We start from the raw sequence: 24,792 nt of genomic DNA, 5'->3' as shown, positions 1-24,792 counted from the left end.
ACAAATGCTCTTTACATGCCCGTTTGCCGCACAGTGACTGAGTGGTAAACCTTACGCGCGTACCCCTTCTGCAAAGTAGCTCCTCTTTGGAAAGAGCTCCTGAGCTTCTGGGAAAAGTGCTTCACAGGTAGCCACAAAGTAGTCATCGGTCATTGCGGAAATAAAATCAACAACAGTACGATGCACGTCACTCTTCCAGTCATAGGTATGGCCGTACCTAGAAAGGTGCCTGCTTACTGGCTCAATATGATGCTTAAAGATTGCAAGGCTCTGATCACCAGATTTAAGCGAGGACAACTCGTATTCGTACAACTTCTCAAACAGATGCTTAATGTCCTCAGAGAAATCACCATTGGCTTCTGATGCCCCATAAATCTTCTGGTAATTCTCGCGCTTTGCTCGTTTCATCTCTTTAAATGCCTCTTCTGAGAGAGAAATCTGAGGCTTACCAAAGCTATTCTGAACAATGTCTGCAACAAAAGCAGAGGTAGCCCATGCGTTATAGGCGCCACCAAGGCCATCATCAAACGTTTCTTCTGTTGCAGCGCCAGCACGAAGCGCATCCTGTCTGTCTTTTCCAACATACGCAATGATGTCGGAGATGCGCATGACGCAACCTTCAAGCGTCATAGGACGCAGGTGTGCAATAGCCTGAGGACCTCTCTCCCAGCAATCTTCTACCACCTTATCAAACTCATCAAAAGTTGAAAGATCACTCATTTGAAGTATCTGCTGTTCAAACTCGCCGTTGTGGCAAATTACTCCATCAAGTGTCTGCAAAGAAAGGTTTCTTGCATAGAGGCCGTCAAGCACGCGCACGCTCTGTACGTTGTGGAAAAACCAACGTCCCGTTTGCTCGTGATAAATATCATTAAGGAAATACTCCCCTGCATGACCAAAAGGAGTATGTCCTACGTCATGACCAAGAGCAATTGCCTCGATCAAATCAAGGTTGAGGCCAAGGGCACGTCCAATATCTTTAGCAACCCTACAAACAAGCTGCTCATGAAGGCCGCGGCGCGTAATGTCATCATGCGAACGAAACGAGAAGACCTGTGTCTTGCCATTTAGTCTGTTATATGCAGGAATATGCATGATCTTCTCGACATCTCGCATGAAAGCGGGACGCAAAAGTGATGCCTGATCATGAGTGGAATCTCGGCGAATGATGTCTTCATTTTTGCACGCGTAAGGGCTTAAGGTGCCCTTAGCAATTTGCTCAGCTACAAGGGCTTGAGTTTCTTCTGTAAGTTGCCCGGTCAAATGAGGTGCAAAAGGATTAGTGATGTTCATGTGTATCCTCTCTAGATGTTTTTCACCTCTAGTGTAGAAGTTTCACCGGACAAAAACTCGTGTTGAATTTTTAGAGAGCTTCTAGGGAGGCTTGACGTCTAAAAAAGACTATCTTGAACTGGTTGTTTTAAGGCTTCAAATAGATTCTTTGCCAAAAGTGCCGCACCCTTAGAATTTGGATGCACATCGTCAGCAAAATATTTCTTCTCCTGCGGCAATAGTTTTTCTCCAGAAATACACTGCAAACCAAACTTATCGGCAACCTCTTCAATAATTTGAGGAATCTCGGCGAAACAAGAATAAGGGTGTGTGGGATACGCATCCTCAAAATAAGGCGTAGGTGTCAGAACCACCACGCGTGTATCTGCATACATCTGAGAAATCTGCCAGAGCGAATTTTGAATATCGTACGTTACCTGCGACTTTGAGCATTTTTCGTATCGATAATTTGCTCCAAGTGCAACAATAACTAAAGAAGCATCCTCAATAAACGTATACGAGCCAGACTGATAAACTTGTCCACCAATTCCCTGGTTAACCACCTCAAGCTTCATTCGTTTAGCAAGACAGCGTGGCCAAGTTTTGTCTGGGCGCTCCACAACAAAACCCTGCGCAATAGAATCGCCAAACACCACCAACTTTTTCTTAGGCTCATCGGGCGAGAAAAACGTGCCGTTGCCACGGAGATTTTTAACGGAAGCGCTCTGCAAACAGGGCAAGTAAACATTTACGTAATGCGTGTCGTTAAAACCTGGAAGTCTAGCAAGATTATCTTCAGAGGTTTCTGTTTCTAGATGAATAGAAAGTGTATGTTCACCCGCATCATCCAGCGAGAAGTTCTTGTAAGGTTTGCCATCAACTGTCACAAAGACAGAACTAAGCTTTTTAAGATACGTAGCTTTAAGTAACTGTAAGACAGAAGAGGCTCCCTTAGGAACTTTGTCAATTTTTAGATCAAGCGTCAGTTCTGAGCTGTCCGTGGTAAAGGCAACTTGAATATCTGAAGTACACGCTACCATCTGTTTAAAAAGACCGGGGTGCCAGGAAGAGCAAGAGCCAATGACTCTAAGCTGATTGGGAGAAATACGCAGCGGATGGACCCATCCGTGAGCAAGCTTTTCTGTCCATGGTGCACCAAGTAAAAACTTGGATGCTGGAGAACTAATGCTCCACTCCCCAACTTCCATACGCACCTCCAATCACAAGTTAAATTACTATAGTTATATACTACGAGGTTAATAGACAGTATTACAATCTTTAGTAACAAATAAACTGCTCTTGTTGTCCATAGGGAGGCAACAGATATGTTTGGCGAGAAGATATTTAATTTTTCAGAACCGATTTCTAGAAAAACAGTTCGTATTGTAATATTGGTCAGTTTTCTGGCTTATCAGGGAATGCGACTACTGTGGAAACAGGGACTTATTCCACCATTACTATTTTTTCTAGTATTAATTCTGACTGAGGTTATCGATTTTTATGTCTTTTTTAAAAGCGGTATCAAAAAAAGGGTAAGAATTTTGTTCTTAGTTTTCCTCATACTTGCGCTTATATTTGAGATAAGCCACATCATTTATTTTCTTTAACCGGTGAATAAAACCCTCTTCCACCAACGTAGAAGAGGGTTTTTCATATGCATTATATAAAGCTTACGTAATTACTCAGCAGCAGATACTTCTTCTGAAGTCTGTACCTCACCGGCATCATTTTTCTTAGTCAGTTTCTTATCAAGCCAACCAGTAAATGCTGGAGCTACCAGTGCAGTAATAACTACCGCGGCAGCAAGCTGAGCGTTTGCGTTTGCAACAACCTGAGCCGTATACGTTGGATCAACAGAAGCAACTGCAGCAGGAGTGGTTGTTGCGGTACCTGCAATAGTTGCGCTCGCAAGACTTGCCTTACCAGAACCGCCCAGTAGACGCTCAACAAACATGGTAAGGATACCCGTGATGATGCAAAGTACTGCTAAGAGAATACCTGATGGACCGCCCGTAATAAGGTTCTCAACACTCATGCCACAACCAAGAGCAAAGCCAACAACAGCAATACAGGGGTTAATACCAGGAACCAAAAGCCCCCTGATAAAAGGACTAAGGTTACCAAGAACAACACCAAGGACCAGAGGAAGAAGGGTACCCGCAAGTGCGGTAGGAGAAATTGCCGCAACACCTGCTGCACCTAGGGCAATCATAGTAACTGCAGGACCAGCAACAAGGGACAAAACTGCAGCCGCGCCTTGCTCATCAGGAGTCCCGTACTCAGCAGTAATACCAATGTACAAAGCAACGTTACAGAAGGTAATGCCACCAATGATAGAAAGTGCATTAAGACCAAAGAAATTATCGTTCATGAACTTAGCAACAAACAAACCAAAGGCAATAGCAATGGCAAGCTTAGGAATAAGAATGGTCAGGCCAGTCTTCAAAACCTTGGGAACCGTCTTAAGATCAATAGAAGCACCCACAAACAGCAAAACAATGCCAACAATTGCAGGAGCTCCCTTAGCAACAGCAGTGGTGAAACTACCAATTTCTAGAACCTGAGGAACAAATGAGTGAAGAAGTAGACCTACAGAAAGCGGATACAGCATAATATCGCCAGGAAACCTGGGGACACCAATTTTACGAGTTGCTTTTTGCTGTTCAGCTGCCATTATCAGCTCCTTTGCCCTGGTGGTCAAAAAATAGTTGACCTACTTTATCAGCACAAAGAAACATTTTTAAAAAGTACTGTACAAATTAACAATTTGGCTACAAATGCGAGAAGACCTTACAAACTGCAAGGTCTTCTCGCGAAATGGGTGTAATTGAGCTGTAAAGACGGACTAGGCCCAGAACTTAGATTTTGCCGCCCTCGACGACCATAGTATTTGGATCTACTTCGTCGCCGTAAATTGGAGCGAGTGTCTCTTCATAAGCCTTGTGGAAGAAGTTCTCCTCTGCAAGAGGGCCGGTAATCTCGTTGTTGATAAACTCCAACACCGAGGAGTTACCCTTGTGAACTGCAGCGGCAATAGTATCGGAGTCGCCCAGGTCATCAATGCCAACAACAAAGCCAGGGTTAGACTTAATCCATGCAAGTACCTCGGTATTATCGGTTGAGAAAGCATCGCCGCGGCCGTCGAGCAGTGCGTTATACGCATCAGCATAGCTATCAAATTTGACCAGCTCAACCTTAGGCGCGTTCTTAGCAAACCAAACCTCAGCCGTGGTTCCCTTAGAAACAATAAGCTTCTTGCCATCAAGCTGGGAAACATCAGTAATTGGCGCAGAAGCGGGAGAAACAACACCCAGCTTGATCTTCATGTATGGCAGAGAGAAATCAACTTTTTCTTTACGGTCGTCAGTTACTGTAAAGTTTGCCAGCATGATATCTGCCTTATTGGACTGCAAGAAAGGCACGCGATTTTGTCCGTCAGTAGCAATGTAGTTGATTTTGACGCCCATATCCTTTGCAAGACGCTCAGCAAAAACAATGTCGTAACCAGCGTAATTACCGCTTCCATCAACGTAGCCAAAAGGAGCCTTATCGCTGAAGACGCCAATATTTACCGTACCGGCCTTCTTGATATCGTCGAGGGTTCTAAACTTTGAGTCTGTATCAGAAGATCCACCCTGAGCTCCGTCAGAATCCTTTTTCTTGCAAGCTGCCAGAAGAGCTGCAGCAGAAAGTGCGCTTGCACCAAGGAAAGCACGGCGAGAAAGAGAAGCGGAAGTATTTTCAAAGAAGTTCATTTCAAATCCTAACAAGTTGTATCAATTACTACATCATCTACGTGCAAAAACACGTTGTTTACTTATGCACACGTTCAAACTCAAAGGTGCGCAAAAACTCTTGTGCCCTTTCTGTTTTAGGTGCCGAGAAAAACTCTTGTGCATCGGACGACTCTTCTACGATGTGTCCCTGATCAATCAAAATGACTCGATCAGCAACTGCTTGAGCAAAGCGCATCTCGTGAGTTACCACCAGCATGGTCATTCCTTGCTCTGCTAGCTCCATAACTACCTGCAAAACCTCGTGAACCATCTCGGGGTCAAGAGCTGCAGTAATCTCGTCCAGCAAAAGAACTTCAGGGTTAGTCATAAGAGCACGAACAATTGCCACGCGCTGCTTTTGGCCGCCAGAAAGTGCTGATGGATAGGAGTCTTTCTTCTCCCACAGTCCCACACGACGCAACAGTTCTTCTGCCTGTGCCAAAACCTCATCCTCTGAGCGCTTCTGCACTACCAGAGGAGCCAGGGTTACGTTTTTCAAAACCGTCATGTTTGGGAATAAGTCATAGCTCTGAAAAACCATACCAATGCCTGCTGCGGCGCTTTCCCTCTTCTGACCAGAAATAACCTGATCGTGGAGAAGCACTTCTCCCCCTTGGATATCTTCCAAGCCAACAATGGCGCGAAGCAGCGTAGACTTACCGCAACCGGAAGGTCCCAACACCACGACTACCTCGCCTTTATTGATGGAGAGCGAAATCTTATCAAGCACGGGTTTCTGGCTTGAGGGATATACCTTAGTGAGGTCCTTAACTGCTAAAACGGTGTTACTCATGTGAGGCGCTCCTCTCAAGCCTGCGTGAAAGATACGAAAGTGGGAAGCAGGCAGCAAAATACAGGAAGAAAATAGCTCCGTAAATCCAAAGTGCTCCGTCGGTTGGGAACTTGAAGCGATAAAAATCGGTGATCTGACTACCAACTCTGAGCAGCTCAACCACGCCAATCAAATTACAAAGTGACGTTGTCTTAATCATGCGTGTAATCAGGTTGATAGCTGGAGGCAAAAGACGCTTGAAAGCCTGAGGAAGGATGACCTTAAAAAACGTCTGCTGGCGAGAAAGGCCAAGCACAAATGCACCGTCATACTGAGATGCTGGAATTGACTCCAACGCTCCTCGTACCAGGTCTCCAAGCTCGGCTGCTCCCCAGAAGGTAAAAACTACAATTGAAGCTTCAACGCCATCAAAATTAACATCAAACCATTCAGAAGTACCAAAGAACACCACAAAGAGCAGCACCAGCTGAGGCATAACACGAACAACCTCAAGGTAAACGCGAAGAATTGCACGAACCACCTTGTTGTTGGATGTCATAAAAAGTCCAACGAGAATACCAAGAGGAATGGAAAGTGCCACAGAGATAAGGCCAATGTGCACCGTTGTTGCAAGACCTCCAAGAAGGCGCGTTATCACTCCTTCCTGCAGCAAAATGTTATCGACGGGCATAGTCAAACCTCCTCTCCAGCCAGCTGCCAAGCAAAGAAATAGGAACAAGGATAATCACATAGGCAATTACCAGCATAAAGAGGGCTTCTGTAGTGTCGTATTGCATGCCAATAATGTCCTTGGTTACGTACATCAAATCTGCAAGAGCAATGCCGGAAACAACGGAAGATTCCTTGATTAAGAAAATGATGTTAGCAACAAGGCCTGGAATTGCTACAGAAAGTGCCTGTGGAAGAATAACGTGCTGGAGAGCTTGAATCTTTGAGAGGCCCAAAACCTGTGCAGATTCAAACTGAATAGCTGCAACTGATTCAAAGCCTGCGCGAAACACCTCTGCCATATAGGAGCCACCAAGAAACGTTAATCCCACGACAGCAGCTACCTCTGCATCCATTTTGAGACCAACTTTAGTCAGCCCAAAGTAGATAAGAAACAGCTGAATAAGCAGGGGTGTTCCTCTGGAAAGCTCAACGTAAACAGCATTAAGCTGACTTAAAACAGGAATTTTTGTCAGCGAAATCTGAGCACTTATCAAACCAACGATAAGCGAGAAGAGAACTCCAAAGAAAGAGATAGTAAGCGTTATTTTTGCAGCTTCTGCATACAGTGGGAGGTGTTCCCCTATGAAGCTCCAGTCCATGCGAATAAATCCTCTCGGGATGTGCGAATACTCACACAAGAGTTACAAAATAGCTTTACGCCCGAGTCTGTACCAGGAAAATTTTGCTCAGCGACAATTACACCCTGGTCGTATGTGACCCGGGCACCAGACACATCGCGGTGCATGCACAAAGTACAGTGTATGTCGTAGCCATAATTCGCATGCGTATAATCCTAGCCGCAACTAGGATATTGTCAACTCACAATTGCTAAATTTTTTGATAATGGAAAATTCTTCCACTAAATCATCAACTGACATACGGGCATTAGCAGGACTTGTAGAGGGTAGTTGACGTGCGGAAATACCAGTTTGTTGCTCGGTGTAGCGCTTATAAAATTTTGTTGCCGTCCCACCAAGTGTAAAAATGGCGCAGATTGATGAATCTTGAATTAGAGCGCCAATGTTGTGTGGAATCGGATTTGCAATAGAAGCGTCACTTGCACCCTTAATGTCACAAGCCTTAAGCACATCACAAAGAGCAAGATGATGTCTTTTGCAGAAGTCAATCTTTTCAGGTATGGACTTGAGGGGTTTCTCGCCATATAACGTGGCAACTACGCGCCAGAATCTATTCTGAGGATTGCCAAAGTAAAAGCCAATTTCTCGAGACTTAGGACTAGGCATTGATCCCAAGAGCAACACGCGAGAGTCCGGGAAAATAATGGGATCAAGCGTGTTCTCTACATGCGTAAGCGCAGTTTTGGCAGCATCGCTGGCAGGCTGTGGCGTCTTTACAGCCACAGCTACTCACCTTCTTGCAGCGGCTCAACAAACTCCTGCAAATCATCAAGGCGCAGTACAGTTACTTGGCCATAGCCGGCTCCACCTGTAGTGCCTGTGTCAATTCCCCACTTGTCGCCATCTGACTGTACCCATTGCGCAAGGCCATCAGGAGTGGTGGCACTGCGGTTCAAGTTTTTTGCACCAAAGCTTGCTAACAAAGGTGTGGGTGTATGACCGCAAATTACAACGGGATATGCTGCTTCTGACGTGCGGAAATCCGTTGGATATTGCCAAAACTCTTCACGAATCCACAAAAGATCGTTTTCAGACTGCTTGCTTAAATACTGCTCCAAAGAAGTCTTATCCCAGGCGGTTGGCAAGGGAACGCCATTGGACTTTACACCCGCATGCACCAGAACAAAATCTCTGCCTTGGACCTCAACGGTGGCGTACAAAGGAAGCGCCTGCAACCAGTCAATCAGCTCACCATATTCTTCTTCAGAAAGCGTCTTGAGCTCAGCAAGTGTTGCGTCTCCCCCGTTAATCTGCCACATAAACTGAGCTTCAATATCCGCCTCTGGGGCCAATGCTTGCAGCGCAAGTTGCTCATGATTGCCCATTAAAACGGTACAGTTAGGAAGCTCACGAATTGTCTTTATAGTGGCAAGCGAGCTAGGACCACGGTCAATCATGTCGCCAAGACAATAGAACACGTCTGACTCAGTTGGATTAATACGCTCTAGAGCACGCCTAAGCGGCTCCACATGACCGTGAATATCAGAAAAAACGTACGTTGCCACAAAAACCTATTCTGTCGAACCTTCATCTGCAAGCGTCTGACCATCAAAGTTCAGATTTTGCGTAAGCTCTTTTGCAGTATCAAGATTAAAGTCTGGCGAGAAGAAAACGTCAAGTGCATACGGCACATTTGCCAGCGCATGGTCATACAAATCCCAGAAGCTCTCTTTGCGAATCTCTCCCGTAAAAGGATCAGTCCACTCATTTCCCGCTCTGTTATCAAAGTCAGAATCGGAGGATTCCCTTGCCCCGTGAGAGAGCGCCTCAATCAAAGAGAACCTATTTGTACCAAAGGTGCGTTCAAGATGACCAAGTAGCTTTCTCTTCTTACCTGTTGGCGAATATGCTAGATGTTGGATAATCCTAAAATCAACAGCAGCTGACGAGAAAATCCTGGTATCGGTAGGTTTTTCATACGTCCATAGCAACGCAAAGAAAAACACCCTATCCAAAACGTAAAGCGTATGCAGCGATGCCTTCAAAACCTCGCTATAAGGCCTATAGGTAGCTACCGTTTTACCAAGATGAGCGTAAAGAATTGCCTCATCAAGGTCCTTCTCAATCTCTGCATGTACTTGATTTTTAGCAGATTCATCCAAGCCCTCTACGCCTTGAGAGATAAGCATGTTTTGCCAGTAATAGACAAAGGGATGAGCAGTGGAATCAAGCATATAGTGGCAGAGAAATCCCGCAATATAGGCGCGAGCAACCGCAACGTCTTTAAGTGGCAGAGGCGCAATTGCGTCTCGCATAGAAAGAAGAAGTTCAGGCGTTTTTTCTTTATGCATGATCGACGCATATTTAGCGTAGCGATGCAGCAGCGGATCTGCTGCTAAATAAAACAGCGGATCTGGACCTTGGTTACCCAACAGAAAAGCTTCTCGCTCTTCCATCGTAGAAAAACCAAGTTTGCCTGCAGCTATATCAAAGGCATCCTTACCAAAGAAGTCATGAGTCAAAATTGCGGGCATGTCCATTCCTTTCAGATTGCTACCATCCATTTTACCCAGCAATGGCTCAGTACGTTAGAGAGAATATAAAACAGCATGTAGTCACTATTGTGAGCAAGTTACCTCTAAGCTCTCTTCAGCTACCGCCCGCCGATTAATAAGCCTTACCCCCTGTAGTAATACTTAAATATTTGATATCTTTAAACATACTTGGGGGAGATATTTTCTGTCTGAGCCATCTAGCTTGTATTGCGACTACAAGCTAGGAAAGTAAGGATCTAAGGAGTGAGGCATTCCTTACGGCACAGTAAAGAAAAATCTGTAAAGACAGAGAATATCTAATTGAGGGGAGCAATCATGGCAAGCTGCTATGAGAAGCTTATCTCTGCAGGTAACAAGAGTCTCTGCAGAGCCAAAACATCACGTTCTTCTGACATAGAGAAGCGTGAGTAACATGAACACGGCAAGAAAAATTAAACTCTACAGGATGCTTACGGCCCTTGCTTATGGCGACGCCTATGGCATGCCAACAGAGATGATGTCACCACACCAAATCGATTTTGCATTTCCTGATGGAGTTCAAAGTCTTTCAAATCCACCTAAAAATGACTTTTTTGGAAGACCTTTTACCGCAGGTCAGACTACAGATGACACAGCAAATGCAATCATTTTGACTAAAAACATCATTGATAACCAGGGGGTTTTTAACCAATCCCGCTACTTTGATGCACTAGAAAATTATGTGGCAACAGAGCCAAACGCTGCACAGGTAGTTGGCCCTTCCACAAGAGCTGCGTTAGCCAATCGACTTTCTGGCCACTCGCTTAAAACGTGTGGTCGCCTTGGAACCACTAACGGATGTGCCATGAAATGTGCGCCGATGGCTTCAATTGTGAGCTGGAAAGACAAACATGCGCTCATTAACAGCGTTACTGAACTTGCGCTTCCCACTCATGGAACCAACGTAGCTATCATGGGCGCATCAATGATTGTTGCCGCCATAAGCAGAGGTCTTTCTGAAAACTCGTTTACGGTAGAGGACGCTCTTGAAACTGCTTTAAGTTACGGACACCGAGCTCTCTACACAAAAATTGGTACACAAATGCCTATGCCCAGTATGTATCAAAAGTGCATCATGGCGCTGGAGTTTTGCGAGGGTGCCAAAAACCTAGAGACTCCCCTAGCAGCATCAAGAGACATCTACGACTACTGCGGCTGTGGTTATGAAACTATAGAGACCATCCCTGCAGTTCTTGCGGTAGTTAAGCTCTCTCAAGGAAAGGTCTCTAGAGCAGCGAGAATAGCTGCAGAGATGGGTGGAGATACAGACACCATTGGATCTATTGCCTGCGCTATTTGCTCTCAGATTCACTATGACGTTTTGCCTGATGAAGTACATCTGCTTGAGCGCGTCAATGGATACCAGTTTGAAAAACTTGCGAACGATTTGGAAAACGCCACTTCCCTACCGTATGATGTAGCTATCTAGTTTGCGCTCTTTGCGCCATAGCATACGTTTCTTGTAGGAGGCGCCATGAGCTTCTGTGCTCTTATCGATTTGCATGTTCATCTTGATGGATCAATCCCACTTCCTGCCGCGGCCCAACTTGCAGCAGAAGCAGGACTTGATTTCTCTTTGGCTGAACTCAAAGAAAAGATGCAAGTCCCAGCTCATTGCCAGGATCTTAACCAGTATCTTGCTACATTTGAGCTGCCGCTCAAGCTTATGCAGTCAGCACAGGGCATTCGTACGGTTGCAAAGGCATTTCACGAGCAACTTGACGCAGAGGGCATTCTCTATGCTGAACCTCGCTTTGCACCAGGAAGTCTTACTGCAGGAGGTCTTTCTCAGCAAGAAATTCTTGAGGCTGCTCTTGCTGGTAGAGCTGACTTCTATGCAGAGCATCCACAGTCAGCGCTCCACACGGCATACATTATTTGCGCTATGCGTGGCACAGGTGAAGCGCTTAAGCACAAAAATGAAGAGTCAATTGATCTGGCTGCAGCGTACCTTGGAAATGGCGTCGTAGCTGCAGACTTAGCAGGAGCAGAAGCGCTTTTTGCCACAGAGAATTTCTCGTCACTTTTTGCTGAAGCACAAAGAAAAGATGTTCCTTTTACTATTCACGCGGGAGAAGCTGCTGGTCCAGAAAGCATCAAGGCTGCGCTTCGACTTGGCGCACAACGTATTGGTCACGGTGTTCGTTCTTTGGAAGACACAGGCGTTATCCAGGACCTTAAAGCTGCAAATGTTGCGCTTGAGATTTGCCCTACCAGCAACCTTCAAACGCGCATCTTTGAGTCAATAGAGCGCTTCCCTCTTGAGCAACTGCTTGATGCTGGTCTGACGGTCACTATCAACACGGACAACATGACTGTCTCCAACACTACCCTCTCACGCGAGTTTGAGCTTTTACAACAGCACTGCGGTCTAGACAAAAATACCGCACGTGAGCTTGCTGAAAATGCTGCACGTGCGGTATTTAGTGATTCTAGCGAGAAAGACCGTCTACTTGCCCACCTTAGGCAATAGTAGCCTCATATCCTGCCTGAACAACAGCATCAACCAATACGCTATCAGCGACATCAGAAGACAGCTCAACAACAGCGCTCTTCTCGTCAAGTGAAACGGTTGCCTTAGAGACACCCTCGACAGCCTCAAGAGCCTGTGTGACGTGTGCAACACAGTGCTGGCAAGTCATGCCCTCTACGTTTAGTTTCTTCTCCATATAAGATTCCTCCTTCTGTGACGCGGATGCGTCGTTTATGGACTTAGGTTGAACGTCAATGACTGGTTTTGTGTCATGAGCGTCTTGGCGAGTTGCTGAGCTGGTATTCTTTGGCTTCCAGGTACGCAGGCGCAGTGCATTGCATACAACAAAGACTGACGAGAAGCCCATGGCGGCTGCACCAATCATAGGGTTCAGCGAAATGCCAAATGGATACAACAGGCCCATAGCTACAGGGATACAAATGGTGTTATAGAACAGAGCCCAGAACAGGTTTTCTTTGATGTTGGTCATAGTGGCACGAGAAAGCTCAATTGAAGTTGCAACATCAGCTGGATCAGACTTCATCAAGACAATGTCAGCGGACTCAATAGCAACATCGGTACCTGCACCAATTGCAATTCCCACGTTTGCTCGCGCGAGTGCTGGAGCATCGTTGATGCCATCGCCAACCATAACAACATTTTCTCCAGCGTCTTGGAACTGCCTAATGTAGGACTCTTTTTGGCTTGGCAAGACATCAGAGATAACCTGGTCAACACCAAGCTCCTTACCTATGACGTTTGCTGTTGTTGCCTGATCGCCAGTAAGCATGACGGACTTAACGCCCATAGCACGAAGGCGAGCAATAGTGGATGCGCTGGTCTGCTTAACCTTATCGGCCACAGCAATGACACCAAGAAGCTTACCCTCAAGCGCAAAGTACAGCGGTGTTTTTGCCTGTTCAGCTAGCTGCTGAGCCTGAGAAGTCAGCTCTTGTGTGCTGATGCCCTCCTGCTCCATAAGACGAGCGTTTCCTGCTACAAGGCGTTTCTCGCCAACCTTTGCCGTAAGGCCACCACCAGCAACCTGTGAGAACTCCTGTATGTCAACAAAGCTGCCTGCAGACTCTCCAAGCTTCTCTTGAGCGTACGTAACAATTGCCTGCGCAAGTGGATGTTCGCTCTTTTGCTCAAGCGCATATGCGTACTCAAGCAGCTGCTGCTCGGAAGTTCCACCTGCACAAAGTACGTCAGTTACGCTCGGCTTGCCCTCAGTGAGCGTTCCGGTCTTATCAAGAACAACCACGGTTGCTCGGACTGCGCCCTCAAGCGCCTCGGCAGACTTGACCAAAATGCCATTTGAAGCGCCCAAACCAGTGCCTACCATGATGGCAGTAGGTGTTGCCAGACCAAGTGCACAAGGGCACGAAATAACCAGAACAGCAACAGCGTGCGAGAGAGCAACCGCAAAGTCACCAGGTGCCACAAAGACAAACCATGCTGCAAAGGTTACCAGCGCAATTCCAATGACAACAGGTACAAAGATGCCAGCAATGCTGTCAGCAAGACGCTCGATAGGTGCTTTGGAGCTTGTTGCCTCGTCAACCAGGCGGATAATGCCTGCAAGGGTAGTGTCATCGCCAACAGCGGTGGCACGCATCTTAAACCAGCCGCCGGTAGATACCGTTGCGCCTGTCACGGAATCGCCAACGGTCTTACTTACAGGTACAGGCTCTCCGGTAATCGCGGACTCATCGACAGATCCTTCTCCCTCGATGAGCTGGCCATCAACAGGAATTGACTGACCAGCCCTTACCACAAGCACGTCTCCAACCACAACGGTATCTGCAGGAACTTCTTGTTCAACACCGTCTTTGACGAGAATAGCAGTCTTTGGGGCAAGGTTCATAAGTGCGTTAATTGCACCTGTGGTATGACCTTTTGCGCGAGCCTCAAAGAACTTACCCAAGGTAATCAGAGCAAGAATCAAACCTGCGGACTCAAAGTACATGCCGTGCATTGCCTGGTGAGCTGCAGTAATGTCTCCTGCAACAAAAGCGTTTGCCATCTGGTACAAACTGACAACACTGTAGGCAAACGACGCTGCTGAGCCCAGCGCAATGAGCGAGTCCATATTAGGAGCGCCATGCAGCAATGAGCGGAATCCACCAACAAAATAGTGACGACAAATAAACAGAATAGGAATGCAAAGCAAGAGCTCGGTAAGAGCCAAGTTCATCATGCCATTCATACCAGAAACAGCAGGCGGAACAGGTGCTCCCATCATCTCACCCATGGCAAGATAGAACAGTGGAATGGCAAACGCCATTGAGGAGATAAGTTCAATCCTCTTTTGCTTTACCGCCTTTTCTGAAGCATCGGTAGCATCTGCCTTAGTAGCTGCAGCAGAATCTTTTTTATCGCTACGAGGTGTTGCCTCATAGCCTGCTTTGCTTACTGCGTCAGAAATCTGCTTGAGGGTATCTGGATTACCGTCGTAATCAACTTCCATAGAATTCTTAAGCAGATTAACGCGAGCCTCAGAGACACCAGAAACAGAGTTTGCCGCCTTCTCTACGTGCGCAGAACAACTTGCACATGTCATTCCTTGTACATCAAAAACTTTCTGATCCATAACGCCACCTTACATAAAACGCTTAAAGAGGTCCATGACCTCATCAATAACTTCTGTATCACCCGACTGGATGCGGTCAACCACGCAAGACTCCAGGTGATCCTGCATTACTTCTCTTGAGATGGCCTTAACCGCAGACTCAACTGCTGCAAGCTGAATAAGGACGTCTCCGCAATAACGATCCTCATCGATCATTGTTTTAATGCCATTGAGCTGGCCGATTGCACGGTTAATACGGCGAGAAACTCCACTTTTAAGCTCGCTTGAGCGAGGAGTAGCCTTGTGATCACAATGACAGCATGTCTTTTGTGATTGGCCGTTTTTCTGAGCCATCTCTCCTCCTTTACATACCCATAGGGGGTATTAAGTACTATAAACAGTATACCCCCATACGGTATTTTTATGCAACAAAAAACAGCGATCGAAGCCGCTGTTTTTATCTGCCCATAAAAGAGAATGTCAGCACTCAAAATACGTGCTACTCATCGTCCTCTTGATCTTCTACACTTCCCTCAGCAAGACCTAAAGTACTCTGTGCATCTTCAAGGCTCTCTAAGGCAGTAACACCTCTGAGCTTGCGGTTCATAGCTTTTGTTCTAGTAGTAAGAATCTTATCAATGGTGGTTTCTGCAGTTCTAATCTGTTTTTGAGCTTTCTCGAGCTGAGCTTGATACGTCTCAAACTCTGTCTTAACCGCAGAGAGTACCTTTTGAATTTCGTCGGCATGCTTCTGAATAGCAACAGATTGGAATCCCATTTGAAGACTGTTAAGAAGTGCTGCCATAGTGGAAGGTCCACACACATTAACGCGATACTCTCTCTGTAGCTGCTCAAGCAAACCCGTCTGACTGACTACCTCTGCATAAAGTCCCTCAAAAGGAAGGAACAAAATAGCAAAGTTAGTTGTCTCTGGTGGAGCAATATACTTTGTAGAGATATCTTTTGCCTCTGCCTTAATTCGAGTCTCTAGACTCTTTTTAGCAGCAGCAATCGCCTCCTCATTACCTGCATTGATTGCATCCACTAAATGCTCGTATGTATCTCCTGGGAACTTAGAATCAATAGGAAGCCAAACGGTCTCCCCTGACTCTCCAGGCAACTTAACAGCAAACTCGACGCGCTCAGAAGAACCGGAAACAGTAGCAACATTCTCTTCATATTGCTCTGGAGAAAGAATGTCTCTTAGAATTGCGCCAAGCTGAATTTCTCCAACAATTCCGCGAGTCTTAACGCCGGAAAGAACTTTCTTTAAGTCTCCAACACCCTCTGCAAGGCCGCGCATTTCTCCCAAGCCTTGATGAACTTGCTCAAGCTGAGTAGACACGCGCTGAAACGATTGAGTCATACGCTCATCAAGCGTCTTCTGGAGTTTCTCGTCAACGGTCTGACGCATAAGCTCAAGCTTTGCTTCATTCTCTTTACGCATGTCGCTGAGCTGTTTGTCAACAGTCTCTCTAACCTTACCAAGCTGCTCAGTTGAAGCCTGGAAAGTTGCTTTCATGTTGTCATCCACACGACGCTGAAAAGCATCAAAGCGAGCATCAAGCTGAGCAATACGCTGATCAGTCTGCTTCGTCTGATTTTGCAGTGTTGAGGTGAGCTTTTGATCAACTACCTCTCTTACCTTCTCAAGCTTTGTATCCATAAGCTCTTGCATTTTTGCCATGTTATCCGTAACACGACGATCCAACTCTTGGGAGCTTCTTATAAGCTCTGCAGATGATGTTTGACTTTGCTCTTGCAGCGTCTTTACTTGCGAAAGCTTAGAGGAAAGTGTGACAAGGCTCACGATAAGCACAATGACAACTACAGCCAAAACTAACAGCACAAGCAAATCCACAAGACTCCCCTAACTCATAGCAGAACAAACAAACGCAAACACAGCAAACGCAATCTGAGTGTTAACCAAAAATTCCGTAGATTACTTCTGCAATGCTATTGGTAATGCTCTCTACGAAATTCACAAATGGATTATCGGAATCAACGTCTTTATCTCCATAAGGATTAGTGAAGTAATCCCAGAACTCTTCCCAATAGTTTTGCTGACGATAATACCTATAGGAATCACCATCATCTTCAGTACGATCCTGCTTATCATCAGTATCGTTGTTTGTTTCGTTCTTGCTGTTCTTTTCTTTCTCTTTCATAGAAGAAAGCGTCTCATCAGAACCAAGCGTGACGTTGATAGTAAGGCGGTCTTCTCCACGCATGATTTCTACAGGAACGGTCTCTCCAATCTTGTGAGAGCGAACGGCAATAATAGCTGCATCAGCAGAAACTACGCGCTCTCCACCAATAGAGACAATAACATCACCCTTTTTAATACCAGCACCCTCTGCAGGACTATCATCAAGAAGGCCTGCTACATACGCACCGTAATCTACCGAGAGATCATTGCGCTTTGCAACTCGAGGAGTAACGGTCTGCATAGAAAGACCAATATAGGCATGCTTAACTTGCTGGCCAGAAAGAATCTGATTTGCAATATCAATGGCATAGTTAGAAGGAATTGCAAAACCAATACCCGCAAATGACTTGGTATCTGACGAGAACAACGTACAAATACCCACAAGCTGACCATTAGAGTCAACCAGAGCACCGCCAGAATTACCTGGGTTAATAGCTGCATCAACCTGGATGAGGTTTGCATAAATAGTGGTTTCTCCACCCTCGGTCTCAAGCATATCTCCACGAGAAAGAGCAGACACGATACCTGCAGAAACAGAGTGATCAAGACCAAATGGACTACCAACACTCATAACCCAACTACCAGGAGCTAAGTTATCGGAATTACCAATCTCAATTGGAGTTAGGCTATCTCCCTTAAGGTCAGCATGAAGAACAGCAAGGTCAGAGGTTGGATCTGTTCCTACAACAGTACACTCATACTCTTTATCGTTAACGGAGATAGAGAACGTATCCATACCCTCAATGACGTGGTAATTAGTAAGAATGTCTCCATTTGTGTTCAATACAACGCCAGAACCGGTTGAGCCTGATGAATCACTGGTAGCCTTAACCGACACAACCGAAGGCAAAACCTTAGAAGCTACCGTTTCTGCCGTCTTAGTATCAGTTGGTTCTGCAGCAGGACGAGACGTCGCTGCTTGAGAAATAGTTGCCTGACCAGATACTGCAGGAAGCTTAGAGATTCCCTCTCCCAAAGCAATGGTAGGAACACAAGCAACGGCAAAAGCAATTGCACAGGCCGTTCTTTTTACACTTGAACTTTTGAACATAGACATAAATCCAGCCTGCTCAACTGGCGAGAAACGCTTATTTACAGTGGAATCTGTGGTTAAACCATGCGCTTGGTTCTCCATAGACATCCTCCTTAACATCACTTTGATGCAAACAACTAACGCAAATAATTCTGCGCTAAACATCAATTTTTCAATATGTGTATTCTACCCGTTATACCGGACAAAAATTCGTTTCTCATTATGAGAAAGACGCACGGGAGTCCTGCTCGTAAGTAAGAAGTTTGCAGATCCCATTAAATACAGTCTGTACCTGCGATTATGCTCTAAACAGATAGCCTACACCACGAACCGTCTCAAGATGAGCGGCTGCTTGAGGACCAATCTTTGAGCGAACACGCCTTACGTGAACGTCAACTGTTCTGGTACCGCCGCAGTATTCAAAGCCCCAAACGCGCTGCAAAAGAGCCTCACGTGAGTATGCACGAGACGGATGGGTTGCCAAGAATGACAGCAGCAGATACTCCATATACGTAAGATCAACAGGAGATTCATCAATATAAACCTGATACGTTGCCAGGTTAATCTTTATGTTGTCAACAATAACCAAATCTCTAGAAGTGCTCTCGGTACCTGGCCACAAAAGCAGCGAGCACCTAAGGCTAAACTCCTGGATAGTTGCAGTAGACAAAATAAAATCGCTCTTGCCCTGAACAGGCAGAACAAACTTAGAAAGATTATCAAGGTCAGCAACAAACAGACGAGCAATTCCTCCATTTTGCGCAGAATAATTCTCAACCGTGCTGATAACATCCTGGGAAAGTTCTTTTTGATCAAGAATGATAAGGTCAAACGTGTGACCAGAAGCCGCAGCCTGAGAAAATGAGGCTGCATTTGCAAGAGCAATAGACACATCAATGACATGCGAAAGTTCACGCATACGTTCATGTAAGCGTGTCGTTGCAGATACAAGAAGAATATTCTTGTGATGCATCGATTCCCCCTAGGATAAGCTTAATCTTATAAAGCATACCACAAGCTGCGAATAAAGAGCAGATATACCTCATTATCTGCAATTAGGGCGAGAAGATTTTCTCGCCCTAAAATATTTTTTTACGTTTGCGTATTAATTCTAAAAAGTATGGGTTTTACGCAAGAGCGCCAATGAACTCAGCTGTTCGAGGGTTTTGTGGATTGTTGAAAATGACATCAGGAGTACCTTGCTCAACTACCACTCCTCCTTCCATAAAGACCACGCGATCTGCCACGTCTTTTGCAAAACTCATCTCGTGCGTTACCACAATCATGGTCATACCAGAGTTCTTTGCCAGATCACGCATAACATCCAAAACACCACGAACAAGCTCGGGGTCAAGCGCGGAAGTAGGCTCATCAAACAGAAGTACATTTGGATGCATAGCAACGGCGCGAGCGATTGCAACACGCTGCTGCTGTCCACCGGAAAGCGCACCAGGCTTGAAGTCTGCTCTATCGGCAAGACCAACAGCCTCCAGCTGCTTTAGCGCCTCTGCCTCTGCCTCCTCTTTTGACTTTCCTAGAACCTTACTCTGACCAATCATTACGTTCTCTTTGACCGTTAAATGACCAAACAGATTGAATTGCTGAAAGACCATTCCGACATCTCTACGAAGGGCGTTGACCTCTGCCTCGTTTGTGCCCGTAATCTCTTGATCTTCAATAAGAATATGACCTGCAGAAGGAGTCTCCAGTAGATTGATACAACGAAGCATGGTGGACTTACCAGAGCCCGAAGGACCAAGCACAACCACAACTTCACCTGGCCAGACAGTCAGATTAACGTCAATTAAGACATGCGTTGATCCAAACGACTTATTGAGGTGCTCAATACGAACAATAGGATGTTCACCTGACTCGAAAGCATGGTTAGTAAGCGGCTTATCGCGCTCAAATGCCTCTTGTGCAGCAACTTCAGCATCCAAGGCAGGTTGTTCTGTGTTCGACTTCTTTTTGAAAGAAAAGAAAGACATTAGTTTCCCTCCTTAGAAAGAGCTTGGGTCTTACTAGCTGCGACGATTGCTGTTTTACCAGTTTCTGACTGCTCCATGCGTTTCTCGATAGTGCCAACTACCTTAATAAGTGGCAAGGTAATTGCCAAATAGAACAGAGCGGCCGTCATATATGGCGTCATGTTTCCCGTTGAGGTGGTGAGGTTTTTAGCAAACATCATCAGCTCCATAACACCTACAGAAGAAAGCAGCGAGGTATCTTTGTAGGAAGTAATAAAGTCGCTGGTAAGAGGCGGAATAACCCGGCGAATAGTTTGAGGAATGATAATAAACGTCATGGTCTGTAAACGATTCATACCAAGAGAGCTTGCTGCCTCATACTGACCCTGCGGAATTGATTGAATGCCCGCGCGGAAAATCTCTGAAAGATACGCAGAAGAATTGATAGCAACCACAATAAAGCCAAGCAAATTGGTGTCCAGATTAATATTTAACATAGGAAGACCAAAGAACAGAATATAAATCTGCAGGAAGAATGGGGTTCCACGCAACAAATTGATATATACCACCGCAAGTGCACGCAGGAGCGGATTCTTGGAAATCTTCAGCAGCGCAAAGCCCATTCCCAGCACAATAGCTACAGGATAAGCGCAAATTACAATTGCAAGACAAACCAGCCATCCAGGAAAAAGCATCACCACTGAAGAGACAATCAGTTGTGGCTTTAAGAACATGCCCAAAAAGTGGTTGGAATTCCACGCTTCAACCCAAGGCTGAGCATCAAGCCAATTCACCAGAGCCTGAACAGGTGTGTTAGGAATAATGGTGATTTCAGGAGAAGAAGCAAGCTTTTGAGTTCCCTGCTCAGTGGTATATGTTCCCTCAACAGTGTACGAACCGCCGTCAGCAGGAAACTTCATGCCGGAAATCTCTACACGAATCAGCTTTTGAGCGTCCACGGGTGTTGCAAAAGAGATCACAACCTGCGTTCCCTGGACGCTTGCAGTTGCCTCGATCTTCTCGCGCGTAAGACCTGAGAGAACGGTCACCTTAGTAGTTGCGCTCTGCAGATCGGAGCCCTCAGGAAGCTGCAAAGTCAGCTGAAAGACCTGCTCGTCCTCAACTGTTCCCTCCCAGGTTAAACGAGTCTCTTTGCCACCGATAACGCCATTGCCTTCTGTCTGATTTGACTTAGTTGTTGCCTTATTTGTGGTGAGAGCAAACGCACCCTGAACAGAAAACACGCTCAGAGACATAAAGAACAGCCCACTCAAAAGAAGCGTAGCGAGAAGAACTACAAGCAGTGAGGAGTACGCACGATTATGCGAGAGCTTTGACTTAGCTGAATTATAAGCCGTACTCTGAGGTGCAGATTCAGCTTTGAAACTCGCAGATGACATGCACAAGGACAGTTGCTGTCCTGACATAGTTTTGTGCAAAAGTGCAATCACGTGATACTCCTTTAGAGCTTAGTTGCGATAAATCCTGATGAAAACAGTGAGTGCTTGAAGCCAAATCTGACTTCAAGCACTTTTGCTGAGCTGGTAAAACTAGATGTTAGAGCCAAACCATTTGGTCTTGAGAGCAGTCATAGTGCCGTCCTTCTCCATGTCTGCAAGAACCTTGTTGATTGCCTCGGTCAGCGCAGGATTGTCCTTGGAAACTACAATGCCGTACTGCTCACCTGTTGGAATTTCTTTTGCAATAGTCAGATCAGAATATGAAGTGCTAATCAGATTGGAAGCAACAGGCAAGTCAATGACCATAGCATCGTACAAACCAGTCTGGACTCCTGCCATTGCTGCAGCAACATCGTCGACAGAAACGATAGTTGCCTTTGGAAGATTCTCCTTTGCCCAATCCTCGCCGGAAGTACCTGTCTGAACAACAACCTTCTTAGAGGCGTCGTTGAGCGTCTGCTCGGTCTCGGTGCTGCCTGACTTAACAACCAAGGACTGATTGGAGTCGAGGTAAGAAGTAGTGAAGTCTACCTCCTGAGAGCGCTCGTCAGTAATGGTAATGCCTGCGATAGCAACGTCTGCTTTGCCACCCTGCTTAATAGTTGGAACAAGAGTGTCAAACTTCTGATTTGGCAGGTACGTAACCTCAAGATTGAGTCTTTTTGCAATCTCGGTAATAAGATCAACGTCAAAACCAACAGGAGTGGTTGAGTTACCTTCAAAGTACTCAAAAGGCTGGAAACCAAGCTCTGCAACAACAGTCAGATGGCCCTTAGTTACCAGCGTATAGCTTGAATCAGAGGATGAAGTAGTACCCTGTTGCGCATTTTCTTGCTTAGATGACGAGCAAGCCATAAGACCAACAAGTGCACATGCCATAAAAACAGCAGCTACGCCCTTTAGGGCATTCTTTTTAACGGTAGTAACCAGTGACGATTTCATATTTGCCTCTTCCTGAATAAATCTGAGCTGAAATTCATTGGAATGAATTATAGGAAGCAAATATGAAAAATCTACTTATAATTTTCATCATATTTCTCGTTTTTATTGCATAAAAATGACGAGAAGAACAACTTCTTTGCATAAATGACTACTATTTAGTCATTCTATCCAATAAAGACCAGGTAAAAGTAATTTTTTCAGTTCATAAAACGGTAACAATTCGAATAAGAAGGCTACATTCTTTGCGTGAAACACGGGTTTCTCGTCAAATAACCCTGCTCTGAATAAATCAGAGCAGGGTTCAAAGGTACATATAAACGCAAGCAGAATAGTTGCTTAGCAACCAGCGTAGTATTTCTGGGTATCCCAGTCAGTGACGGTAAGGCAGAACTCACGCCACTCCTCTGCTTTGCGCTCACACAGATACGAGAAGATATGCTCACCAAGAACATCTTTAAGAAGCTCTGACTGCTTGAAGCGCTCAAGTGCCTCTCCAAGATTTGTGGGGAGTTTCTCGCCATAATCAGCAGGATTTCCGCCTACAAACTCTTCAGGAAGCAAGAGGCCTTCTTCAATACCCTTAAGTCCAGCCATAAGCGTGACAGCATTAGCCAAATAAGGATTTGCAGTTGGATCAGGAATACGCAGCTCGGCACGGGTAGCAACGTGCTTGCCTGGCTTGTGCGTAGGAATGCGAACCATAGCAGAACGGTTTTTACGACCCCAGGTTGCATAGGCAGGAATAGCATCACGATCAAAACGCTTATAGGAATTAACCGTTGGGTTAGTAATAAGCATGTACTCGGGAGCGTACTTAATAAGACCTGCAATGTAGTGTTGAGCAAGCTCAGAAAGGTGGGCCTCGCTCTCAGTCTTTGGAGCCCAGAACAGAGACTCGCCATCGTGGTCAAGAAGCGACTGATTCAAAAGCATGGCTGAGCCAGGGACACCCTGAAGAGGCTTTGGCATAAACGAAGCAAACACACCGTGAAGTGTTGCAATATGTCTGATAACCAGACGAGCAGTAACAATGTTATCCGCGCAAGTTAGTGCTTCTGCATAACGGAGCTCAACGCCGTTTTGAGCAGGGCCAGCTGCATGGAAAGAATACTGAACAGGAATAGAAAGATTCTCAAGTGCACGAGACGTGGAGTATCGAAGACTATGGCTGAGATCAGCAGAATTCAAATCAAGGTATCCAGCCTGATCAATAGGCTTTGGCTCAGTCCCGCTCACAAAATAAAAATACTCAAGCTTAGGGCCAACGTTTGCAACATAGCCAAGGTCTTCTGCCTTAATAAAAGCATTTCTCAGTACAAGGCGTGGATCGCCTGTAAAAGCCTCACGTCGAGGAGTCTGAATATCGCAGAATACGTTTGCAACTACACCGTCATCTGTCTTCCATGGAAGAATCTGGAACGTATCTGCGTCAGGGAATGCGAGAAGATCGGACTGCTCCTGGGAAGCAAAGCCGTCAACGTTAGAGCCATCAAAACCAATGCCCTCAACAAAAGCCTCTTCTAGCTCCTCGGGGGAAATGGAGAGAGCCTTTAATCCGCCGAGTACATCGGTAAAACAAAGACGCAAGTAGCGAACGTCTCGTTCCTCTACCGTGCGAAGAATATAGTCAATTTTCTTATCCGTACTCATACGGTCCTCCCGGGTCAGAAAACTGGAATCGTAACTACCATGACACATTCTTGTTACGGCTATGTTTCCACTTCCCTGAAACCGGGTGAATGGTAAAAATTGTTAATGAAATTGTGACAATTATGCTATTGAGCGTCAAAAGCCTTATCGACGTCAGAAATCATTTTCTGAGCAACACCGCAATGACCATCTCCACCATGATGAGTGCCGCAGCTACTGGAAGAAGAGCATCCAGAACAAGAACCCTCTTTTGCGCTCTTAAGTTGAGAGCGGACACAAAGAGCAACAAGAGCAATGACAATAAGGACAATCAAAATATCAATAGGACTCATACAGATACTCCTCAATTTGTTAACTACGGCATACTATACCCTCATTGCATGCTTACATACGCTGAATCATAAATTATTTGCAGAATCTAAATTCTTACCAAAACAATTGAGAACTGCGCTCTAATTCAAAGTGAACTGCCCCCCCATTTCTTATGTCCAAGTTTTGGGACGCAGTTCATATGCGGGTGATTATGATTCTGCAGCGTGTTAGCGCCGGCTTTAGGTCTGGCGCACAAAATAGCACAGCTTTCTTGTGTTCTGCTGAAGAATCGACATGTTCTTAATCAAGATAGCCAGGCAGCTAGGCGGTCACACTACCTGATATGCATATCTATGCATAAACTGCATCTAATATGCTTATACATGAATAGACTTATATAAGGAATTTAACTATCGATAAATTTAGTATCTACGGAACACACCTAAGTCAGATATTCTGCTCAATTGCGGG

At 45.6% G+C, this 24,792-nt stretch carries 22 protein-coding genes; 2 read left to right on the top strand and 20 right to left on the bottom strand.

The window, feature by feature from the left end; all coding sequences use genetic code 11:
* Positions 1-51: 51 nt before the first annotated feature.
* The 10 genes from HMPREF1493_RS03965 to HMPREF1493_RS03915 all read right to left on the bottom strand — a co-directional run bounded on the left by HMPREF1493_RS03965 (position 52) and on the right by HMPREF1493_RS03915 (position 9,664).
* Positions 52-1,293 carry a deoxyguanosinetriphosphate triphosphohydrolase family protein gene (locus tag HMPREF1493_RS03965; protein WP_035428002.1) on the bottom strand — a complete coding sequence of 414 codons (1,242 nt, stop codon included), beginning with the start codon at positions 1,291-1,293 and terminating at the stop codon, positions 52-54.
* A gap of 98 nt (positions 1,294-1,391) precedes the next feature.
* A complete protein-coding gene (locus tag HMPREF1493_RS03960) occupies positions 1,392-2,480 on the bottom strand; it encodes an SGNH/GDSL hydrolase family protein (protein ID WP_035428001.1) in 1,089 nt (362 codons plus the stop codon).
* Between the two features lie 470 nt (positions 2,481-2,950).
* On the bottom strand, positions 2,951-3,946 hold the full coding sequence (locus HMPREF1493_RS03950; RefSeq protein WP_035427999.1) for a 2-keto-3-deoxygluconate permease: 996 nt from the start codon (positions 3,944-3,946) through the stop codon (positions 2,951-2,953).
* 184 nt (positions 3,947-4,130) lie between these two features.
* The gene (locus HMPREF1493_RS03945) at positions 4,131-5,027 is read right to left on the bottom strand and encodes a transporter substrate-binding domain-containing protein (protein ID WP_035427998.1); all 897 of its coding nucleotides are present in this window, start codon (positions 5,025-5,027) and stop codon (positions 4,131-4,133) included.
* A gap of 58 nt (positions 5,028-5,085) precedes the next feature.
* Positions 5,086-5,841 carry an amino acid ABC transporter ATP-binding protein gene (locus HMPREF1493_RS03940; RefSeq protein WP_035427996.1) on the bottom strand — a complete coding sequence of 252 codons (756 nt, stop codon included), beginning with the start codon at positions 5,839-5,841 and terminating at the stop codon, positions 5,086-5,088.
* The gene (locus HMPREF1493_RS03935; protein WP_035427995.1) at positions 5,834-6,511 is read right to left on the bottom strand and encodes an amino acid ABC transporter permease; all 678 of its coding nucleotides are present in this window, start codon (positions 6,509-6,511) and stop codon (positions 5,834-5,836) included. The genes HMPREF1493_RS03940 and HMPREF1493_RS03935 overlap by 8 nt, the downstream gene beginning before the upstream one ends.
* Positions 6,498-7,151 (bottom strand): amino acid ABC transporter permease, encoded by a 654-nt coding sequence (locus HMPREF1493_RS03930; protein WP_035427994.1) that lies wholly within the window; start codon positions 7,149-7,151, stop codon positions 6,498-6,500. Before HMPREF1493_RS03930 ends, HMPREF1493_RS03935 begins: the two co-directional genes overlap by 14 nt.
* A gap of 204 nt (positions 7,152-7,355) precedes the next feature.
* Positions 7,356-7,913, bottom strand: coding sequence for a DNA-deoxyinosine glycosylase (locus tag HMPREF1493_RS03925; protein WP_035427993.1), 558 nt, complete (start codon positions 7,911-7,913; stop codon positions 7,356-7,358).
* 2 nt (positions 7,914-7,915) lie between these two features.
* Positions 7,916-8,695 (bottom strand): metallophosphoesterase family protein, encoded by a 780-nt coding sequence (locus HMPREF1493_RS03920; protein ID WP_035427992.1) that lies wholly within the window; start codon positions 8,693-8,695, stop codon positions 7,916-7,918.
* A 6-nt stretch (positions 8,696-8,701) separates the two neighbouring features.
* Positions 8,702-9,664: a zinc dependent phospholipase C family protein gene (locus tag HMPREF1493_RS03915; protein ID WP_035427990.1), complete on the bottom strand. Its 963-nt coding sequence runs from the start codon at positions 9,662-9,664 to the stop codon at positions 8,702-8,704.
* A gap of 433 nt (positions 9,665-10,097) precedes the next feature.
* Between HMPREF1493_RS03915 and HMPREF1493_RS03910 the strand changes: the two genes are divergently transcribed.
* Both HMPREF1493_RS03910 and add read left to right on the top strand, forming a co-directional pair.
* Entirely contained in the window at positions 10,098-11,132 is a 1,035-nt protein-coding gene (locus tag HMPREF1493_RS03910) for an ADP-ribosylglycohydrolase family protein (protein ID WP_035427989.1), read from the top strand.
* A 45-nt stretch (positions 11,133-11,177) separates the two neighbouring features.
* Positions 11,178-12,176 carry an adenosine deaminase gene (add, locus tag HMPREF1493_RS03905; RefSeq protein WP_035427987.1) on the top strand — a complete coding sequence of 333 codons (999 nt, stop codon included), beginning with the start codon at positions 11,178-11,180 and terminating at the stop codon, positions 12,174-12,176.
* Here the strand turns inward: add and HMPREF1493_RS03900 are convergent.
* The 10 genes from HMPREF1493_RS03900 to HMPREF1493_RS03855 form a co-directional block, all read right to left on the bottom strand.
* On the bottom strand, positions 12,166-14,769 hold the full coding sequence (locus HMPREF1493_RS03900) for a heavy metal translocating P-type ATPase (protein ID WP_035427986.1): 2,604 nt from the start codon (positions 14,767-14,769) through the stop codon (positions 12,166-12,168). The genes add and HMPREF1493_RS03900 overlap by 11 nt on opposite strands.
* A gap of 9 nt (positions 14,770-14,778) precedes the next feature.
* Positions 14,779-15,102 carry a metal-sensing transcriptional repressor gene (locus HMPREF1493_RS03895; protein ID WP_035427985.1) on the bottom strand — a complete coding sequence of 108 codons (324 nt, stop codon included), beginning with the start codon at positions 15,100-15,102 and terminating at the stop codon, positions 14,779-14,781.
* 145 nt (positions 15,103-15,247) lie between these two features.
* Entirely contained in the window at positions 15,248-16,609 is a 1,362-nt protein-coding gene (locus HMPREF1493_RS03890) for a DNA recombination protein RmuC (protein WP_232215503.1), read from the bottom strand.
* A gap of 61 nt (positions 16,610-16,670) precedes the next feature.
* A complete protein-coding gene (locus HMPREF1493_RS03885) occupies positions 16,671-18,092 on the bottom strand; it encodes a S1C family serine protease (protein WP_051485261.1) in 1,422 nt (473 codons plus the stop codon).
* A 196-nt stretch (positions 18,093-18,288) separates the two neighbouring features.
* The gene (locus tag HMPREF1493_RS03880; RefSeq protein ID WP_035427982.1) at positions 18,289-18,963 is read right to left on the bottom strand and encodes a winged helix-turn-helix domain-containing protein; all 675 of its coding nucleotides are present in this window, start codon (positions 18,961-18,963) and stop codon (positions 18,289-18,291) included.
* A 154-nt stretch (positions 18,964-19,117) separates the two neighbouring features.
* Positions 19,118-19,978: an amino acid ABC transporter ATP-binding protein gene (locus HMPREF1493_RS03875; RefSeq protein WP_035427981.1), complete on the bottom strand. Its 861-nt coding sequence runs from the start codon at positions 19,976-19,978 to the stop codon at positions 19,118-19,120.
* On the bottom strand, positions 19,978-21,408 hold the full coding sequence (locus HMPREF1493_RS03870) for an amino acid ABC transporter permease (RefSeq protein ID WP_051485260.1): 1,431 nt from the start codon (positions 21,406-21,408) through the stop codon (positions 19,978-19,980). The genes HMPREF1493_RS03875 and HMPREF1493_RS03870 overlap by 1 nt, the downstream gene beginning before the upstream one ends.
* A 99-nt stretch (positions 21,409-21,507) precedes the next feature.
* Entirely contained in the window at positions 21,508-22,359 is an 852-nt protein-coding gene (locus HMPREF1493_RS03865; protein ID WP_035427979.1) for an ABC transporter substrate-binding protein, read from the bottom strand.
* A 336-nt stretch (positions 22,360-22,695) separates the two neighbouring features.
* Complete coding sequence (locus HMPREF1493_RS03860; RefSeq protein ID WP_035427977.1) at positions 22,696-24,009, bottom strand: glutamine synthetase family protein; 1,314 nt, start codon at positions 24,007-24,009, stop codon at positions 22,696-22,698.
* A 125-nt stretch (positions 24,010-24,134) separates the two neighbouring features.
* Positions 24,135-24,341 carry a FeoB-associated Cys-rich membrane protein gene (locus tag HMPREF1493_RS03855; RefSeq protein WP_035427976.1) on the bottom strand — a complete coding sequence of 69 codons (207 nt, stop codon included), beginning with the start codon at positions 24,339-24,341 and terminating at the stop codon, positions 24,135-24,137.
* Positions 24,342-24,792 lie beyond the last annotated feature (451 nt).

It is taken from the genome of Atopobium sp. ICM42b, from assembly GCA_000564995.1.
Classification (GTDB): Bacteria; Actinomycetota; Coriobacteriia; order Coriobacteriales; family Atopobiaceae; genus Lancefieldella.
Note: the sequence above shows the minus strand (reverse complement) of the source record. Positions and strands in the feature narration are given on the sequence as shown.

Bases quoted from the DNA above. Each gene is read 5' to 3' on its own strand.
- HMPREF1493_RS03965 (WP_035428002.1), bottom strand. From the start codon at position 1,293: ATGAACATCACTAATCCTTTTGCACCTCATTTGACCGGGCAACTTACA.
- HMPREF1493_RS03960 (WP_035428001.1), bottom strand. From the start codon at position 2,480: ATGGAAGTTGGGGAGTGGAGCATTAGTTCTCCAGCATCCAAGTTTTTA.
- HMPREF1493_RS03950 (WP_035427999.1), bottom strand. From the start codon at position 3,946: ATGGCAGCTGAACAGCAAAAAGCAACTCGTAAAATTGGTGTCCCCAGG.
- HMPREF1493_RS03945 (WP_035427998.1), bottom strand. From the start codon at position 5,027: ATGAACTTCTTTGAAAATACTTCCGCTTCTCTTTCTCGCCGTGCTTTC.
- HMPREF1493_RS03940 (WP_035427996.1), bottom strand. From the start codon at position 5,841: ATGAGTAACACCGTTTTAGCAGTTAAGGACCTCACTAAGGTATATCCC.
- HMPREF1493_RS03935 (WP_035427995.1), bottom strand. From the start codon at position 6,511: ATGCCCGTCGATAACATTTTGCTGCAGGAAGGAGTGATAACGCGCCTT.
- HMPREF1493_RS03930 (WP_035427994.1), bottom strand. From the start codon at position 7,151: ATGGACTGGAGCTTCATAGGGGAACACCTCCCACTGTATGCAGAAGCT.
- HMPREF1493_RS03915 (WP_035427990.1), bottom strand. From the start codon at position 9,664: ATGCCCGCAATTTTGACTCATGACTTCTTTGGTAAGGATGCCTTTGAT.
- HMPREF1493_RS03910 (WP_035427989.1), top strand. From the start codon at position 10,098: ATGAACACGGCAAGAAAAATTAAACTCTACAGGATGCTTACGGCCCTT.
- add (WP_035427987.1), top strand. From the start codon at position 11,178: ATGAGCTTCTGTGCTCTTATCGATTTGCATGTTCATCTTGATGGATCA.
- HMPREF1493_RS03900 (WP_035427986.1), bottom strand. From the start codon at position 14,769: ATGGATCAGAAAGTTTTTGATGTACAAGGAATGACATGTGCAAGTTGT.
- HMPREF1493_RS03895 (WP_035427985.1), bottom strand. From the start codon at position 15,102: ATGGCTCAGAAAAACGGCCAATCACAAAAGACATGCTGTCATTGTGAT.
- HMPREF1493_RS03885 (WP_051485261.1), bottom strand. From the start codon at position 18,092: ATGGAGAACCAAGCGCATGGTTTAACCACAGATTCCACTGTAAATAAG.
- HMPREF1493_RS03880 (WP_035427982.1), bottom strand. From the start codon at position 18,963: ATGCATCACAAGAATATTCTTCTTGTATCTGCAACGACACGCTTACAT.
- HMPREF1493_RS03875 (WP_035427981.1), bottom strand. From the start codon at position 19,978: ATGTCTTTCTTTTCTTTCAAAAAGAAGTCGAACACAGAACAACCTGCC.
- HMPREF1493_RS03865 (WP_035427979.1), bottom strand. From the start codon at position 22,359: ATGAAATCGTCACTGGTTACTACCGTTAAAAAGAATGCCCTAAAGGGC.
- HMPREF1493_RS03860 (WP_035427977.1), bottom strand. From the start codon at position 24,009: ATGAGTACGGATAAGAAAATTGACTATATTCTTCGCACGGTAGAGGAA.
- HMPREF1493_RS03855 (WP_035427976.1), bottom strand. From the start codon at position 24,341: ATGAGTCCTATTGATATTTTGATTGTCCTTATTGTCATTGCTCTTGTT.